The organism is Paenibacillus sp. JNUCC-31, assembly GCF_014844075.1.
Taxonomy (GTDB): domain Bacteria; phylum Bacillota; class Bacilli; order Paenibacillales; family Paenibacillaceae; genus Paenibacillus.
Map to the genome: position 1 here is coordinate 3,443,241 of NZ_CP062165.1, position 15,588 is coordinate 3,458,828.

Consider the following 15,588-nt stretch of genomic DNA (forward strand, 5'->3'; position numbering starts at 1 on the left):
GATTTGACAATGACTGTAAAATCCGGTATAATGGACAAGAAAAGAGGTGGTCGTCTACAATGGCTAAAAATACGCTATTGGATATCAAGCGCAATCTCGACGCACATATTGGTCAGAAAATCATGCTGCGGGCTAATGGTGGCCGCCGTAAGACCATTGAGCGTACAGGTGTATTGGAAGAAACGTACCCTTCTGTTTTTATTGTCAAGCTTGATGAGGAGCAAGAAACATTCAAGCGAGTATCCTACAGTTATGCGGATATACTTACGGAATCGGTGGAAGTCATGGTATATGATCCAGGCAGCCAGACGCATAGCTCCTACATGGAGACGTAAGTATGGATTACGGCGATTTGCCCTTGAGGCAGATCGCTTTTTTTATTTTTGGACAGTCACACACGAATCAGGGTGAAACCATATATGGTCAGGAATGACCAAGGAGAGGAAGCGGCATACTATCTGAACAGGTCCAAGATGTTTTTCAAAAGTGTTTTCCAAAAGTACCTCAAAGGAAAATGAACTTGGCCTGATGTAATGGCAAGGTCTAAAGCACTTATCATGAATTAAACCAATTTGGAGGAGGACCATCCATGAGCCGGAGAAGAAGAAGTGTAATGTCGGATGAACTCAAGAATGAGCTTGCGAAAGACCTGGGTTTCTATGATACGGTTCAAGAGGAAGGCTGGGGCGGAATCAAAGCGAAGGATGCGGGCAATATGGTGAAACGGGCCATTCAACTTGCTGAACAAGCGGCACGCAAATCGTAATCCGGTTCCATCGGTTTGGAGGGCGGGGCAATCCAGCAGGAATGGCCTCGCTTTTTCCCCATCCATGCGGAATAGAAATGACTTGACAGCCCCATTTTGATATAATATGTTAAGTTGTCTTAGGGAAAAGGTGAGGACGGGTGAACGCCTTGAAAATTTACGAAAAAGCGCCTGCTAAAATTAACTTGATGCTGGACGTTTTACATAAAAGAAGAGATGGATTCCATGAAGTTGAGATGATCATGACCATGGTCGATCTTGCTGATCGATTGGAGATGTCTGAGCTGCCTCGGGATACCATTTTTATCTCCAGTCAGGCGGGTTATATCCCGCTGGATGAGAAGAATTTGGCCTTTCAGGCTGCCAGACTCATCAAAGAGCGATATGACGTGAGGAGTGGAGTCCATATTCATTTGGACAAAAAAATCCCTGTTGCTGCTGGACTTGCCGGGGGCAGCAGTGATGCGGCAGCAACGCTGCGGGGATTGAATCGCCTTTGGCGTCTCAACATCCCGGATCAGGAGCTGCAAGAGCTTGGAGCCGAACTGGGTTCGGATGTTCCTTTCTGCATCACTGGAGGAACAGCGCTCGCCACAGGTCGTGGAGAGAAGTTGACACCGATGCCTAATCCTCCTCAATGTTGGGTGATCTTGGCCAAGCCGCCGATTAATGTGTCTACAGCGGATGTGTACGGACGTTTTCGTAGCGACAAGATTGTTCGTCACCCAAGCGCGGCAAAAATGGAACAGGCCATTCGCAACCAGTCTTTTGTTGAAGTATGCGGGCAAATGGGGAATGTGCTTGAAGATGTGACGTTGAAGCTGTATCCGGAGGTTCAGCATCTGAAGGATGCTATGATCCGATTGGGAGCAGACGGAGTATTAATGTCAGGCAGTGGACCAACGGTGTTCGGTCTGGTCTCCAAGGAGTCCAAGGTTGCACGGATCTATAATGGCCTGCGGGGCTTCTGTAAAGAAGTATATGCTGTACGCATGCTGACTTAAAATTCGCTTTTATAATGTACAAACACGTATAAAGGTGGTATATTTTTATATAATTATTCGGATTTGGATGTTTTCCGTGATCGTGAGGATGGATCTCTGTGAAGAAATTAAAACGAAGCGCAAGGCTGGTTGAAATGACGCAGTACTTATTGTCTAGACCACATACGGTTATTCCGTTGACCACGTTTGCCGAACGCTATGGAGCCGCGAAGTCTTCGATCAGCGAAGATTTGGCGATTATCAAGGAAGTGTTCGAAGAAGGTGGTTCGGGAGAACTGCATACACTGGCTGGGGCAGCCGGAGGAGTAAAATGGATTCCAAAGGTGTCTAGAGAACTGGCTCTCGGTTTTGCCGAACGACTTTCTACCCAGCTCGCGCAACCCGACCGGATTCTGCCCGGAGAATACCTGTACATGTCCGACCTGCTAGGACAACCCGCATTGATGAATGAAGCCGGCAAGATTTTTGCAACAGCCTTTGGCAATATGGATATTGATGTGGTCATGACGGTTGAGACCAAAGGCATTCCGCTCGCCTATGCGACCGGAGCCCAGCTTAACCTGCCTGTTGTGCTCGTGCGCAGGGACCATCAGGCTACGGAAGGATCAGCCGTAAGTATCAATTATGTCTCCGGATCTCATAAAAGTCTGCACACCATGTCCCTGTCCCGCAGGGCGATGCGCGAACACTCCAAAGTGCTCATTGTGGATGACTTTATGAAAGCGGGAGGCACTGTTCAGGGGATGATCGACCTATTAGCCGAGTTTAATGCAACGGTAGCCGGAGTAGGGGTATTGGTAGAATCCGGCTCGGTCGATTCCGAAGAAAGACTCCTGACGGATTACGTGTCTCTGGCGAAACTGACAGCAGTGGATGCCAAGAGCAGACATATTTCCGTTAAGCCTGGCAACTATTTTGACCTGTAGAATCATGAAGAATTACATGTCGGGAAAAGTTCTTTTCCATCGACCTGGCACTAACATTGTCGAATTGTGTATTAAATAAAAAAATTCCTGAAATTAGGACATTTTTATGGTTATAAAAAGAAGGAGTTCGTATAGGCTGTGTGGAATAATACACCAAGTTCTGATGGAAAAAGGTGGTGAACACACACATGCAAATTACGGATGTCAGACTCCGCCGTGTTAACTCGGAAGGGAGAATGAAGGCTATCGCATCCATTACCATCGATAACGAATTCGTCGTTCATGACATTCGTGTCATTGATGGTAACAACGGAATGTTTGTTGCTATGCCGAGCAAGCGGACTCCTGACGGAGAATTCCGTGATATCGCCCACCCGATCTCTTCCGGTACTCGTGAGAAGATTCAGGCTGCTGTATTGACTGAATATGATCGCGCTGCAACTGAGGAAGAAGTCATTGAAGAAGGTGCCTGAGAACATTATTGGGGTTCGAAGGAAAAGAGAGCCATGTCTTATGGCTCTCTTTTCTTTTTGACCGGAATAAGATATATTCAGTATTGAGTTTATTCATAGAAGAACATTTGCAGCCGGATTGTTGCAAAATGTTGAAAGAACAAAAAAGCGCAGCGTGCGCTTGGTTACAGGGCGGCATCTTAGGAATCATGGGATTCGGTTAAGCTCGCAGGTACACGGCGTATACATATAGGTCACGATTCGTAGGTGTCCGCGTTGTTACGCGTGATTACAGAGACAGCAGGCGATGAACAAGACCGGCGCAGAGCCGGCTGAACGGTACTCATCGGATATATAAAGGCGAGGTCCAACGATGGGGGTATTCAGAACAGGAGGTCGTAAATTTTGAAAAGAATGGCAATTGTTCTTGCGGCAGGGCAAGGCAAACGGATGAAATCAAAATTGTACAAAGTACTGCATCCCGTATGCGGTAAACCTATGGTGGGTCACGTGCTGGATGCAGCTCTTCGCGCAGGCGTTGAACGTAGTGTCGTCGTGGTCGGTCACGGTGCCGAAGCGGTGCAGTCATTTTTGGGTTCGAGAGCAGAATACGCTCTTCAGGCTGAACAACTGGGAACAGGACATGCGGTGAAGCAGGTTAAATCTTTGCTCGGCGGAGAAGCAGGCTCAACCATTGTTGTCTGTGGAGATACACCACTGGTGACCAGCGAGACGCTGGAAGGTCTGATGAAACTTCATGAGAGTCGCGGAGCAGCGGCGACGGTACTAACGGCCCATTTGGACAATCCCAAAGGGTATGGCCGCGTGATTCGTGGAGAAGATGGTTCTGTACAGCGTATTGTTGAACAAAAGGATTGCACAGAGCAGGAAGATGCTGTGAACGAGATCAACACAGGCACATACTGCTTCGACAATGCCAAATTGTTCGCTGCACTGGAGAAAGTGACGAACGAGAATGCTCAAGGTGAGTATTATCTCACTGACGTTGTCGGCATTTTCCGTAATGATGGGGAAGTGGTGGAAGCTTATATGTCGGATGACATCGCGGAATCCATCGGGGTCAATGATCGGCTTGCTCTTTCCCAAGCGGAAGCATTCATGCGTGAACGTCTGGCTGTACGACATATGTTGAACGGTGTTACAATCATCGATCCGGCATCGACATATATCGGGGCAGATGTTACCATTGGATCAGATACAGTATTGTATCCGGGAACCATACTCAAAGGCACCACTTCCATTGGTGAGGCTTGCCATATTGGTCCTCAGGCAGATGTGGAAGACAGCATCATTCAGGATGGGGTTACAATCAAGCATTCTGTATTGTCACAAGCAGAGGTGGGTTCGGAAGCAACCGTAGGTCCATTTGCTTATTTGCGTCCAGGAACAGTATTGGGCCGTAAAGTAAAAATCGGTGACTTTGTCGAAGTGAAAAATGCTACAATTGATGAAGGCTCCAAAGTATCTCATCTCAGTTATATTGGGGATGCCAAAGTAGGAAAAAATGTAAATGTTGGATGCGGGGCAATAACGGTGAATTATGATGGATATAATAAAGCTGTAACGACGATTGAGGATGATGCGTTCGTAGGCAGCAATGTCAATCTGATTGCACCTGTCACAGTAGGTAAGGGCGCATATGTTGTTGCAGGCTCTACTGTTACCCACTCTGTTCCAGAGAACGATCTCGCGATTGCCCGTCCACGCCAGGAGAACAAACCTGGATATGCGGAGAAAATTCGCGGGCGTGCCAAAGCTAAAAAACAAAATGCCAAACCCGAATAAGGGGTATTGATATTAAGATTGCCTTCCGATCATCGGGAGGTGCCGACATGTCGCAGACGCTTATAGATTCCAATGAACCAGCACGGAGGGTTTTTATTTTATGACTTATTTTGATTCGAAATTAAAAATATTTACTTGCAATTCTAACCCCAAGCTTGCCCATCAAATTGCTGATTATATCGGAATTCCTATGGGTGAATCTCACACCACTAGCTTTAGTGATGGTGAGATCCAAGTGAAGCTCTCTGAGAGTGTTCGGGGCTGTCACGTCTACATTGTGCAGTCAACTTGCTTGCCGGTTAATGACAACCTGATGGAAATGCTCGTGATGATTGATGCACTCAAACGGGCATCTGCCAAGACGATTAACGTCGTTATTCCGTACTATGGCTATGCAAGACAGGATCGCAAGGCACGTTCGCGTGACCCGATTACAGCGAAACTGGTTGCCAACCTGATTGAAAAAGCGGGTGCAACCCGTGTAATCGCGATGGACTTGCATGCGATGCAGATTCAAGGATTCTTCGACATTCCGGTCGATCATCTGCTCGGCGTGCCGATTTTGGCTCAATATTTCCGCTCGAAACAGATTGAAAATCCAGTTGTAGTTTCTCCTGACCACGGCGGCGTAGTGCGCGCTCGGAAACTGGCGGACTTTCTGAATGCACCGCTCGCAATTATCGACAAACGTCGTCCGGAGCCGAATGTCAGCGAAGTAATGAACATTATCGGTAACATCGAAGGCAAAACAGCAATCCTGATCGATGATATCATTGATACGGCGGGAACGATTGTATTGGGAGCGAATGCTCTGATGGAAGGCGGCGTGAAGGAAGTCTACGCATGCTGTACTCACCCGGTATTGTCCGGACCTGCGATGGAACGCTTGGAGAATGCTCCACTGAAGGAAGTCATCGTTACGGATACCATTCCGATTACGCATGCCAATCCGACAAGCAAACTTAAAGTGTTGTCCGTAGCACCGTTGCTCGGAGAAGCCATTATCCGGGTTCATGAGGAATTATCAATCAGCAAGCTGTTTGAAATTGAATAAGGATGTCTGCATAAAGTAGTAGAGGGGTTACGTTTTCCGGTTCAATGGAAAATGTAACCCCTGTCGGCGTGCCGTTTTAATAAAATCGAAACATACGCTGGTCAATTCTATATAAGTTGAACTAAATTACACGATAACGAAGAGGGCAGAAAGAAATCTGAGAAAGCGGAGCTAAAAGCAATCTGGAAGAAAGCTGCTTTGGAACGCATATGCTTCGCCTTTATCACCGAGGTTCCCTTTGAAAAGGGAATCAAAGAATCGGGTGCTAACAGTGATCGAAAGATGGTTCTGGCCGCACATTGATCCAATGTAAAATCATACGTTCAACTTATATGGTTAGTACCCGGGGCGGGAGATGAACCGGAACCTGCGCCGATGAAAAAGAGTGTCGGCAATTTCGACAAATTGATTATCGAAACGGGTGATAAGTCCAATCTCAATATGGGTGTCGCGGTCATATACCTGTACAGGTACGTGATATTCCAGATGATAGATAAAATCGCTATGTTGAGTCAGTTGTCCGTTGTCTTCGCGCAAAACCCGCTCACCTTCCTGGGTTGATGAATAAAAGCTGTAAACACTATATAAGTTGAAACTGACGTTTACACCAAAACGGAGAGTGCAGAACCAATCTTAAGAAGCGGAGCGTGCGCCTTTATCACCGGATTTTACCCTAGGATTATGGGAATAAGAAAATCTGGGGATAAGAGCGATCGAGAGATGGTACTGCAATCGGAGTGATTAGGTGTAATAATCGTTCAAATTATATAACCAATTCGAATCACACTTTGTTGATATTATATGAAATATACCATTCGAAGTCTATGCTTCACCTTACGCTGATCCAAAGGAGGGAACGAGATGAAGTGGATTGTCGGCCTCGGGAACCCGGGCCCGAATTACGCCAAAACCCGTCATAATATTGGTTTTATGGCAATAGATCGACTGGCAGATCGGCATGGCATTTCGATTACGCAGAGCAAGTGTAAAGCGTTGATTGGAGAAGGGGTAATCGGCGGCGTCAAAACCGTGCTGATTAAACCGATGACGTTTATGAACCTGTCTGGTGAATCGGTAAGGGCCTATATGGACTTTTATAAAGTTAGTCTGGAAGACCTGATTGTCGTCTATGACGATATGGACACAGAAACAGGCAAGGTCAGATTGCGTTACCAAGGCAGTGCAGGTGGCCATAATGGAATCAAATCCATTATTCAGCATACCGGTACACAGCAGTTTAACCGGGTACGGATGGGAATATCCAGACCCGAACCGGGACATGCCATTGTAGACTACGTGCTTTCGAAGTTTATGAAGAATGAAAAGGAAGCTCTTGATCAAACGATTGAACAGACCTGCGATGCATTGGAGTACAGTCTGGATCACACGTTTGAACAAACCATGGCCAAGTTCAACGGATGAACCGCGGCGATTGACACTGGAAAAATGATCAAGATTCGGGTTCAATTCAGTCTTAATGGGCATACTGGACGTATAAAACCATGTTCAGGAGGCATAAACATGTCAGTGAATTATGTGTGCAGGCATTGCCGTACTTTTATTGGACGAATCGATTCTGCCCGGATAACGGAAGCGCAATTGGGCTTTCATTTCTTGACCCCCGACGAGCGGAGGGATATAATAGCGTATAATTCCGGTGGCGATATTACCGTCCGGATTACATGTGATTATTGCAAGGAAGCTCTGGAGCTTAATCCCGAGCTCAGTCTGCTTGCGAGTCCGCTCCAATAGTAGCTCGCGATGCAGCAAGAACCGATGACAGATGATGGGGGCTGCGGAATACCGCTCCCCCTTTATAGCCTTGGCAGACTGCTGAGGCTTCTTTTCAGTTGGGATGAAAGCAGTCTATACTCAAATGACGGTCGAGCCACATCAAACGGATGTGGCAAAGTAGCGATGAATCCTTTATGATGAAACAGGACAAAAAGGAATTTGTATCCAATTTTATATTGGTGAACCTGCGCACAGGTGTGAGATACTCAAGTAAGTTATAAGAGAGGTGCCCCTTTTGTTACAAGCACTTATACAGGCTTTTTCCAAAGATCCGGACTTCGGGTCCATTACGGCCGGGATTACATCCGGCATGAAAGAGCAATTGATTTCGGGCTTATCCGGATCGGCACGTCAGATTATGCTGGCTGCCCTTCATCAGGAAATGAACCGACCGCTGCTCGTTGTGACACATAATATGTTTTCCGCCCAAAAAATTGCAGAAGATTTACAGGAAGCGCTTTCACCTGATCAGGTACTGCTCTACCCTGCCAATGAGCTTGTTGCCGCTGAAGCCGCTGTTTCCAGTCCGGAAACATTGGGTCAGCGTATTGATGTGTTGGTCCGTTGCGCCCAGGGATTTAGGGGCGTTGTTGTTATTCCATTTTCCGGGGTACGGCGTTATGTTCCGCTTCCGGAAGTAATGGCTAATGCCCAGATTACAATTAAACAGGGCAGCACGCTTGATTTGGATTCGTTCCTGCTGGAGATGGTGAAGCTCGGATATGAGCGTGTGGAGCGTGTTGAATCACGTGGAGAGATGAGTGTACGCGGAGGAATTATTGATTTCTATCCTGTCACATCATCCATCGCGTATCGAGTAGAGCTGTTCGATGATGAGATTGATTCCATCCGTACCTTCGACCCGGCAGACCAGCGTTCCATTGAACGGATCGAAGAAGTCACGGTACTGCCGTGCAAAGAGTTAATTGCAGACCGCGAGCGCATGGAGAAGGCTGCAGATGCGGCTGTTACTTTGCTTGATCAACAGCTTGAGAAGATGACCGACCGGCAGGCGAAGCTGCGTCTGCGTGAAGAAATTCATCGGGAGATTGAACTGTTGCGGGAGCATGTGTATTTCTCCGAAATGTATAAATATATTTCACCGCTCTATCCGGAAAATAAAACAATTTACGACTACATGCCGGAAGATACCTTGCTTGTTCTCGATGAGCCGGCAAGGCTCGCCGAGACATCAAAACAGCTGGAGCGGGATGAGTCGGAGTGGAATCTGCATCTGATGCAAAACGGGAAAACACTTCCTGACCTGCATCTATCGGCGGATGGCGATGATCTGATATATGAGCGTCCATTCCAGACGTTGTTTATGTCCATCTTTTTACGTCAGGTTCCTCACACTCAACCCCAGAATATTCTGAACTTTATCAGCCGTGGCATGCAGGATTTCCATGGTCAGATGAATGTGCTCAAGGCAGAGATGGAGCGATGGCAGAAGGCTGGAGTTCAAGTGCTTATGCTGGCAAACGGTGAGGAAAGACTCGATCGGATGCGCAGGGTTCTCATGGATTATGATATCCCTGAGCCGGAAATGCTTATTGGTAACCTTCAGACAGGCTTTGAAATGCCATCCATTCATCTGGCTGTCGTAACAGAAGGCGAGATGTTCTCCCAGAAGCAGCGCAAGGTACGTAAACCGATTCGCAATGTGGACAATGCCGAACGGATTAAATCCTATAGTGAGCTGAAAGTGGGCGATTATGTCGTTCACCAGAATCACGGGATTGGTAAGTATCTTGGGATCGGTACACTTGAGGTTGGCGGCATTCACAAGGATTACATGCATATTCTTTATGCGGGTGGAGACAAACTGTCTGTACCGATTGAGCAGATTGATCTGATTCAGAAATATGTCGGTTCCGAAGAGAAAGAGCCGAAAATATACAAGCTGGGCGGCAATGAGTGGACACGGGTTAAAAATAAAGTCCGTACATCCGTACAGGATATTGCTGATGATCTAATCAAGCTTTATGCGGAACGTCAGACATCCAAAGGTTTTGGTTTCGACAAAGACTCTGCGGAGCAACAGGAATTCGAGGACATGTTCCCGTATGACGAGACACGCGATCAGGTGCGTGCAATCGAAGAAATCAAAAAAGATATGGAACAAAACCGGCCAATGGACCGTTTATTGTGTGGGGACGTCGGTTACGGCAAAACCGAGGTTGCTATTCGTGCCGCATTTAAGGCTGCTATTGAGGGGAAACAGGTTGCTGTATTGGTCCCTACAACCATTTTGGCGCAGCAGCATTATGAGACGTTCCGTGAACGCTTCTCTGGATATCCCTTTAACATTCATGTACTTAGCCGCTTCCGTTCCCGCAAGGAACAAAACGAGACAGCCAAAGGCATTAAGGCAGGTACCGTCGATATCGTCATCGGTACGCACCGATTGTTATCACAGGATCTGGTGTTCAAGGACCTTGGTCTGCTTATTGTGGATGAAGAGCAGCGTTTCGGTGTAACCCATAAGGAAAAACTGAAAAAGCTGAAAACCAATGTCGACGTGTTGACACTGACAGCGACGCCGATTCCACGTACCCTTCACATGTCCATGCTGGGCGTTCGGGATCTGTCGGTTATTGAGACACCTCCAGAGAATCGTTTCCCGGTACAGACTTATGTGGTTGAACACAGTCAGGCGCTTGTCCGGGAAGCCATTGAACGTGAATTGGCCCGTGGTGGTCAGGTCTACTACCTGTACAACCGGGTACAGGGAATTCAGGAGATGGCTGCCGAGATCTCCGAATTGGTACCTGAAGCGAAAGTCGGAGTGGGGCATGGCCAGATGTCGGAAACAGAGCTGGAGAAAACCATTCTGGACTTCCTGGACGGGGAATATGACGTGCTCGTCAGCACAAGCATTATCGAGACCGGGGTGGATATCCCTAACGTAAACACCCTGATTGTACATGATGCGGACAAAATGGGGCTATCCCAGTTGTATCAGCTGCGCGGACGGGTGGGTCGTTCCAACCGGATTGCGTATGCGTATTTCACGTACCAACGGGATAAAGTATTGACCGAAGTTGCCGAGAAACGCTTGCAATCGATCAAGGAATTTACCGAACTGGGTTCGGGTTTCAAAATCGCGATGCGCGATTTGTCGATCCGCGGTGCGGGTAATCTGCTCGGAGCAGAGCAGCATGGCTTCATTGCGTCCGTCGGGTTCGATCTGTATTCTCAGATGCTTGCAGAGGAAATCAACAAACGCAAAGTGACGATGCTCGGCGAAGAGCCGGTGCCATCCGATCAGTGGAATACAACGCTGGATCTCAGTATCGATGCGTACTTGCCGTCAGATTATATCTATGACAGCATTCAGAAGATTGAAATTTATAAAAAAGTGGCGGTTATTGCCTCCTTCGACGATGCGATGGAACTGGAAGACGAATTGGTTGACCGATTCGGTGATCTTCCGGAAGCTGTAATCAATCTGCTGGCAGTGGCCAGGCTGAAAGTCTATGGCAAAATCTACGGCATTGAGTCGATCTCTCAACGAGGAGATGACCTTACGGTGAAGTTTTATGAAGGCCGTGAACATGCCTTTGAGCTCTCGAAGATCGCACACATTGGAAATCAGTTCGAAAGACGTGTACAATTTGAACAAGGACCCCATATGCTTATTCATGTCAAAGGCAAAGGGCTTGGGGACAAGCAACTGATGGAGCTGGTAGAGAAATTTCTGGAGTCCATGAAAAGTGCTTTTAAATCAAAGGGGGAACTAAAGGATGTTAGCAAAGTATAAAAAAGTAGGGAAGGTACTGTCTGTGAGTATGATCGCAGTACTGTCCTTATCACTGCTTGCTGCATGTGGCAAGAAAGAAGAAGCAAAAGCACCGGAAAAGACTGATACAAGTGCTGTAGTCGCTACGTATGAGGGCGGCACCATTACAGCCAATGAATTCGACCTGGAGCAACGCGTCATGAAATTCCTCTATCCGGAATATGCACAAATGATGGATATGGATGATTTCAAGGAATACCTGGTGAAACAGGAAGTTGCATATGAATATTTGAGTGGAAAAGCAAGTGAGGAAGCCAAGACTGCAGGAGCCAAAACAGCAACAGAACAATTCGACAAAATGAAGGCTTCTGTTCAAGCCGATCAATGGACCGAGATGCAAAAAGCTCAGAACCTGACGGATCAGAACATCAAAGATTACATGACTCGCATCATGACCGTAATTAAAGACAAGGAAACAGGCGTTACTGAAGATGCGATTAAGGCTGAATTTGAGAAAAACAAAGATCAGTTTACAACGGCTTCCGTTCGCCACGTACTGATTAACTTCACAGATCCAAAAACACAAAAAGAGCGCAAGAAAGAAGATGCTCTTAAAATTGCAAAAGAAGTTAAAAAGAAATTGGATGGCGGAGCCGATTTTGCTGAAATTGCGAAAAAATACTCTGAAGATCCAGGTTCCGCAGAAAAAGGCGGTTTATATGAGAATACTCCTGTAGCCAATTGGGTAGATGCCTTCAAGGAAGCTGCCAAAACATTGCCGTTGAACAAAATTAGCGACCCTGTTGAAACAGAATACGGATATCACGTGATGAAAGTGGAATCCCGTACGGAAGCAGATTACAGCAAATTGACGGATGAGCAGAAAGAAACGCTGAAAAGTCAGTTGGCTGCTGCTCAAATCGATACATTCATGAACAGTGAATTGGACAAAATCGTTAAAGAAGTGAAACTGCCGAAAACAGATAAAGCTGAAGAAGGCAAAACAGAAGGTACATCCGGTACAGGTACGGAAGGTAATAAAACCGAAACTAAAACGGATGATACCAAAGGTACAGATACCAAAAAGGATGAAGGAACAACTGGAACCGATAAAGATGCAACAACAGGTGAAGGTGCAGACACAAGCGGGAAGTAAGACCGCAAGCGTAAACGTTTCATGATTCAATTTCATCTTAATGAAATCTGGAACGATTGAAATATGGACAACCATACAGAGAAGCAAGGGGAGGTCTTATGGCCTCCTTCTTGCTTCTATTTGTATTCAGGGCTGCCAAATGGGTATATGGTCTCCTTCTGCAGAATTGACACAACTATATTCTCCAAATCATGTATAAGGAAATGGGAACAGATGAATACTATGGTCAAGATATCACACTAAACGTTCTGGGACTTTCCTCTACCCATTAAGGAACAGTAGTTGAAAAATCTTCTCGAGAAAGTGGGGCAACATGTGAAATGAAAGCTACTGGTATTGTCCGCCGTATAGATGACCTCGGTCGTGTGGTCATTCCAAAAGAAATCCGCCGTACGTTACGTATCCGTGAAGGCGATCCACTGGAGATTTTTGTGGACCGTGATGGAGAAGTTATCCTAAAAAAATATTCGCCGATTGGCGAACTTGGTGATTTTGCCAAAGAATACGCAGAATCCCTGTATGAAAGTACTGGTCATGTAACGATGATTTCTGACCGTGATACTATTATTACGGTGGCAGGTGGTTCCAAGAAAGAGTATCTGGACAAGCAGGTAGGGCCACTGCTGGAGAGCTGCATGGAGAATCGCAAGACGATCCTGGAGACAAACAACGGGTCTTATGAGCTTAGCAAAGATCATGACGAGACGTTATCTTCTTTTGTTATTGCCCCGATTATTTCTGGTGGTGACCCCATCGGAACGGTTATCCTGTTCAACAAGGATGAATCAGTTAAAATGTCTCAGATGGAAGTTAAAATGTCTGAGACAGCTGCTGGATTCCTTGGTAAACAGATGGAACAATAAACCGCAGATCAACTCCTGGTGCCCTGTTAGGGCAACCAGGAGTTTTTGCGTTTTTGGGGGATTGGGCGAGATCCGGGGTGGTGACCTAAAAGGGAGCTCTGCCTAAGGGGTTAGTCTGAGTGCCTATAGACAGGTATAATAGCTAAGTATACTTTGAACGAACGGACACGCAGGAGGGACATATGAAACAGTCGTCTACAGGCTCAAGGTTGCTTCAGGGCGCCTTTGTGCTTGGGTTTGCCGCTATTATATCCAAAATCATTGGTGCTTTTCAGAAGATCCCGCTGCAAAATCTCGGCGGAGACGGGGTTTTTGGGATCTACAACACGGTGTACCCGTTCTATATGCTTCTTATTACGATCGCGGCTGCCGGATTGCCTGTAGCTGTATCCAAATTTGTAGCCGAACAGAATGCAATGGGTAGGCCGGAGGAGGGTAGGCGGATTGTACGTTTATCCTCCATGCTGCTTGGTGGAATTGGATTAGTATTGGCTTTGTTAATGTATATAGGCGCACCTTTTATCGGGGATCTTATTGGTAATGGAAGTGTTGTATCTTCCATTCGCGCAGCGTCCATGGCATTGTTGTTTGTACCGGTGATGACAGGACTGCGTGGTTACTTTCAGGGCTTGCAGCAAATGGTGCCTACAGCGGTGTCCCAGGTGGTGGAGCAGATGGTAAGGGTTACGGTGATGATCGTGCTGTTACTATGGCTCATGGGGCGAAATGCTTCGATGGAGACTATTGCGGCTGGCGCTATGCTTGGATCGGTGGCTGGAGGCATTGCCGGATTAGTCGCCATGCTTGGTTATATGTACCGTCATCGACGGAAAAATCGGGAACAGTTCACTGTTAAGAAAGATGCTGACACAGCTGAGCAAATGCAGAAAACCAAGGAACGCCGAAGCGTGGGGAGCAGCCTTCTTCCCGAGGAACGGCGTTCCAACAGCGAATGGATTCGGACGCTGCTGATCTATGCCATTCCGGTCTGTCTCGGATCACTGGCCGTGCCATTGATGAATCTGGTGGATACCTTTACGGTACCCCGTTTATTAAGACAAGAAGGGCTGGATGAGCTTCAATCCATGGTCTCCTTCGGGATTTACAATCGGGGCTTGCCGTTAGTTCAACTGGTGACGATGCTTGCCACGTCACTATCTGTGCTCTTTATTCCGGCTATGGCCGAAGCCCGGCTCAAGGGCGGGCCGGAAGCCGTGAGGAAGCAAGCAGGCCTTGCGCTGCGCTGGTTCTGGTTGATCGGCTTGGCGGCGTCCGCGGGACTGGCGGTGCTGGCTGAGCCAATCAACCGCATGCTGTACGGAGATGCCGCAGGCACCGAAGCTCTGCGGTACATGGCGCTGATGGCTGCGGGCAGCACCGTCAGCATCATTGCGGCGGCGCTGCTGCAAGGCCTCGGCGCCGTGCGCGCACCCGCGTTCAGCATGCTGGCCGCCGCAGGCGTCAAGGCGCTGCTGAACGTCATGCTTGTGCCGGCGCTGGGCATCAGCGGCGCGGCTCTGGCAGGCGCAGTCGCCTATATGCTGGCGGCTGGCCTCAATGTGGCGCTGCTGGCGCGGCTCACCGCCATGCGCCCGGCCCCTGGCGCCGTCCTGGCGAAGCCGGCGCTCGTCATCGCCGCCATGTGCCTGGCAGCGGCGGGCACGGCTTGGGCCGCCGAAGCAGCGCTCGGCGGCATCGGGTTCGCGGCCGAAGGCAGGCTGGCCGCGGTGGGCGTGAGCCTGCTTGGCGTAGCCGCAGGCTCGGCCGTGTTCGTGCTGGCTGCGGCCCTCACGGGGCTGTTGACCGCCGCAGAGCTGGCGGCCGTGCCCAAGCTGGGGCCGCTTCTGGCCAAGCTGCTGCGCAGACTGCGTGTGCTGCGCTAAACCCCCGCGGAGTCTACATCCAGCGCCGTGGAATATGCAATTATAGGATAACGTCTGATTCTGGTATAATACGTGTAATTATAGAGCGCTGTTCTGCTTCATGGCTCATCCACATCGAATGTGATTCAGGGATGGGGAAGTC

14 protein-coding genes are annotated in these 15,588 nt (G+C 48.1%); 13 read left to right on the plus strand and 1 reads right to left on the minus strand.

The features are described 5' to 3' along the window. Positions 1 to 59: 59 nt before the first annotated feature. The 7 genes from veg to JNUCC31_RS14850 all read left to right on the plus strand — a co-directional run bounded on the left by veg (position 60) and on the right by JNUCC31_RS14850 (position 6,008). Positions 60 to 335: a biofilm formation stimulator Veg gene (gene veg, locus JNUCC31_RS14820; RefSeq protein WP_017691376.1), complete on the plus strand. Its 276-nt coding sequence runs from the start codon at positions 60 to 62 to the stop codon at positions 333 to 335. Positions 336 to 589: 254 nt separating this feature from the next. Next, a complete protein-coding gene (locus JNUCC31_RS14825; RefSeq protein ID WP_192272228.1) occupies positions 590 to 766 on the plus strand; it encodes a small, acid-soluble spore protein, alpha/beta type in 177 nt (58 codons plus the stop codon). Between the two features lie 149 nt (positions 767 to 915). Continuing rightward, positions 916 to 1,770, plus strand: a complete 855-nt coding sequence (gene ispE / locus JNUCC31_RS14830) for a 4-(cytidine 5'-diphospho)-2-C-methyl-D-erythritol kinase (RefSeq protein WP_192272230.1) — start codon at positions 916 to 918, stop codon at positions 1,768 to 1,770. A 98-nt stretch (positions 1,771 to 1,868) separates the two neighbouring features. Further along, positions 1,869 to 2,696, plus strand: coding sequence for a pur operon repressor (purR, locus tag JNUCC31_RS14835; RefSeq protein ID WP_062329397.1), 828 nt, complete (start codon positions 1,869 to 1,871; stop codon positions 2,694 to 2,696). A gap of 188 nt (positions 2,697 to 2,884) precedes the next feature. Continuing rightward, a complete protein-coding gene (gene spoVG / locus JNUCC31_RS14840) occupies positions 2,885 to 3,169 on the plus strand; it encodes a septation regulator SpoVG (RefSeq protein ID WP_017691372.1) in 285 nt (94 codons plus the stop codon). 393 nt (positions 3,170 to 3,562) lie between these two features. Continuing rightward, positions 3,563 to 4,954, plus strand: coding sequence for a bifunctional UDP-N-acetylglucosamine diphosphorylase/glucosamine-1-phosphate N-acetyltransferase GlmU (gene glmU / locus JNUCC31_RS14845; protein WP_416234438.1), 1,392 nt, complete (start codon positions 3,563 to 3,565; stop codon positions 4,952 to 4,954). Between the two features lie 100 nt (positions 4,955 to 5,054). After that, positions 5,055 to 6,008, plus strand: a complete 954-nt coding sequence (locus JNUCC31_RS14850; protein ID WP_017691370.1) for a ribose-phosphate diphosphokinase — start codon at positions 5,055 to 5,057, stop codon at positions 6,006 to 6,008. Between the two features lie 336 nt (positions 6,009 to 6,344). Here the strand turns inward: JNUCC31_RS14850 and JNUCC31_RS14855 are convergent, their stop codons facing one another. Continuing rightward, entirely contained in the window at positions 6,345 to 6,545 is a 201-nt protein-coding gene (locus JNUCC31_RS14855) for a hypothetical protein (RefSeq protein WP_024633712.1), read from the minus strand. A gap of 324 nt (positions 6,546 to 6,869) precedes the next feature. On the opposite strand from JNUCC31_RS14855, the gene pth reads away from it, so the two are divergent. The 6 genes from pth to JNUCC31_RS14885 all read left to right on the plus strand — a co-directional run bounded on the left by pth (position 6,870) and on the right by JNUCC31_RS14885 (position 15,446). Further along, positions 6,870 to 7,430 (plus strand): aminoacyl-tRNA hydrolase, encoded by a 561-nt coding sequence (gene pth / locus JNUCC31_RS14860; RefSeq protein WP_192272232.1) that lies wholly within the window; start codon positions 6,870 to 6,872, stop codon positions 7,428 to 7,430. 99 nt (positions 7,431 to 7,529) lie between these two features. Then, positions 7,530 to 7,760: an anti-sigma-F factor Fin gene (fin, locus tag JNUCC31_RS14865; protein ID WP_192272234.1), complete on the plus strand. Its 231-nt coding sequence runs from the start codon at positions 7,530 to 7,532 to the stop codon at positions 7,758 to 7,760. Between the two features lie 277 nt (positions 7,761 to 8,037). After that, positions 8,038 to 11,565, plus strand: a complete 3,528-nt coding sequence (gene mfd / locus JNUCC31_RS14870) for a transcription-repair coupling factor (protein WP_192272236.1) — start codon at positions 8,038 to 8,040, stop codon at positions 11,563 to 11,565. Beyond that, on the plus strand, positions 11,549 to 12,700 hold the full coding sequence (locus JNUCC31_RS14875; RefSeq protein WP_192272238.1) for a peptidylprolyl isomerase: 1,152 nt from the start codon (positions 11,549 to 11,551) through the stop codon (positions 12,698 to 12,700). Before mfd ends, JNUCC31_RS14875 begins: the two co-directional genes overlap by 17 nt. A 320-nt stretch (positions 12,701 to 13,020) precedes the next feature. After that, positions 13,021 to 13,563: a stage V sporulation protein T gene (gene spoVT, locus JNUCC31_RS14880; RefSeq protein WP_192272240.1), complete on the plus strand. Its 543-nt coding sequence runs from the start codon at positions 13,021 to 13,023 to the stop codon at positions 13,561 to 13,563. 182 nt (positions 13,564 to 13,745) lie between these two features. Continuing rightward, the gene (locus JNUCC31_RS14885; RefSeq protein ID WP_192272242.1) at positions 13,746 to 15,446 is read left to right on the plus strand and encodes a putative polysaccharide biosynthesis protein; all 1,701 of its coding nucleotides are present in this window, start codon (positions 13,746 to 13,748) and stop codon (positions 15,444 to 15,446) included. The last annotated feature ends 142 nt before the right edge of the window (positions 15,447 to 15,588 follow it).

Bases quoted from the DNA above. Each gene is read 5' to 3' on its own strand.
- pth (WP_192272232.1), top strand. From the start codon at position 6,870: ATGAAGTGGATTGTCGGCCTCGGGAACCCGGGCCCGAATTACGCCAAA.
- spoVG (WP_017691372.1), top strand. From the start codon at position 2,885: ATGCAAATTACGGATGTCAGACTCCGCCGTGTTAACTCGGAAGGGAGA.
- JNUCC31_RS14825 (WP_192272228.1), top strand. From the start codon at position 590: ATGAGCCGGAGAAGAAGAAGTGTAATGTCGGATGAACTCAAGAATGAG.
- JNUCC31_RS14850 (WP_017691370.1), top strand. From the start codon at position 5,055: ATGACTTATTTTGATTCGAAATTAAAAATATTTACTTGCAATTCTAAC.
- veg (WP_017691376.1), top strand. From the start codon at position 60: ATGGCTAAAAATACGCTATTGGATATCAAGCGCAATCTCGACGCACAT.
- glmU (WP_416234438.1), top strand. From the start codon at position 3,563: ATGGCAATTGTTCTTGCGGCAGGGCAAGGCAAACGGATGAAATCAAAA.
- spoVT (WP_192272240.1), top strand. From the start codon at position 13,021: ATGAAAGCTACTGGTATTGTCCGCCGTATAGATGACCTCGGTCGTGTG.
- JNUCC31_RS14885 (WP_192272242.1), top strand. From the start codon at position 13,746: ATGAAACAGTCGTCTACAGGCTCAAGGTTGCTTCAGGGCGCCTTTGTG.
- JNUCC31_RS14875 (WP_192272238.1), top strand. From the start codon at position 11,549: ATGTTAGCAAAGTATAAAAAAGTAGGGAAGGTACTGTCTGTGAGTATG.
- fin (WP_192272234.1), top strand. From the start codon at position 7,530: ATGTCAGTGAATTATGTGTGCAGGCATTGCCGTACTTTTATTGGACGA.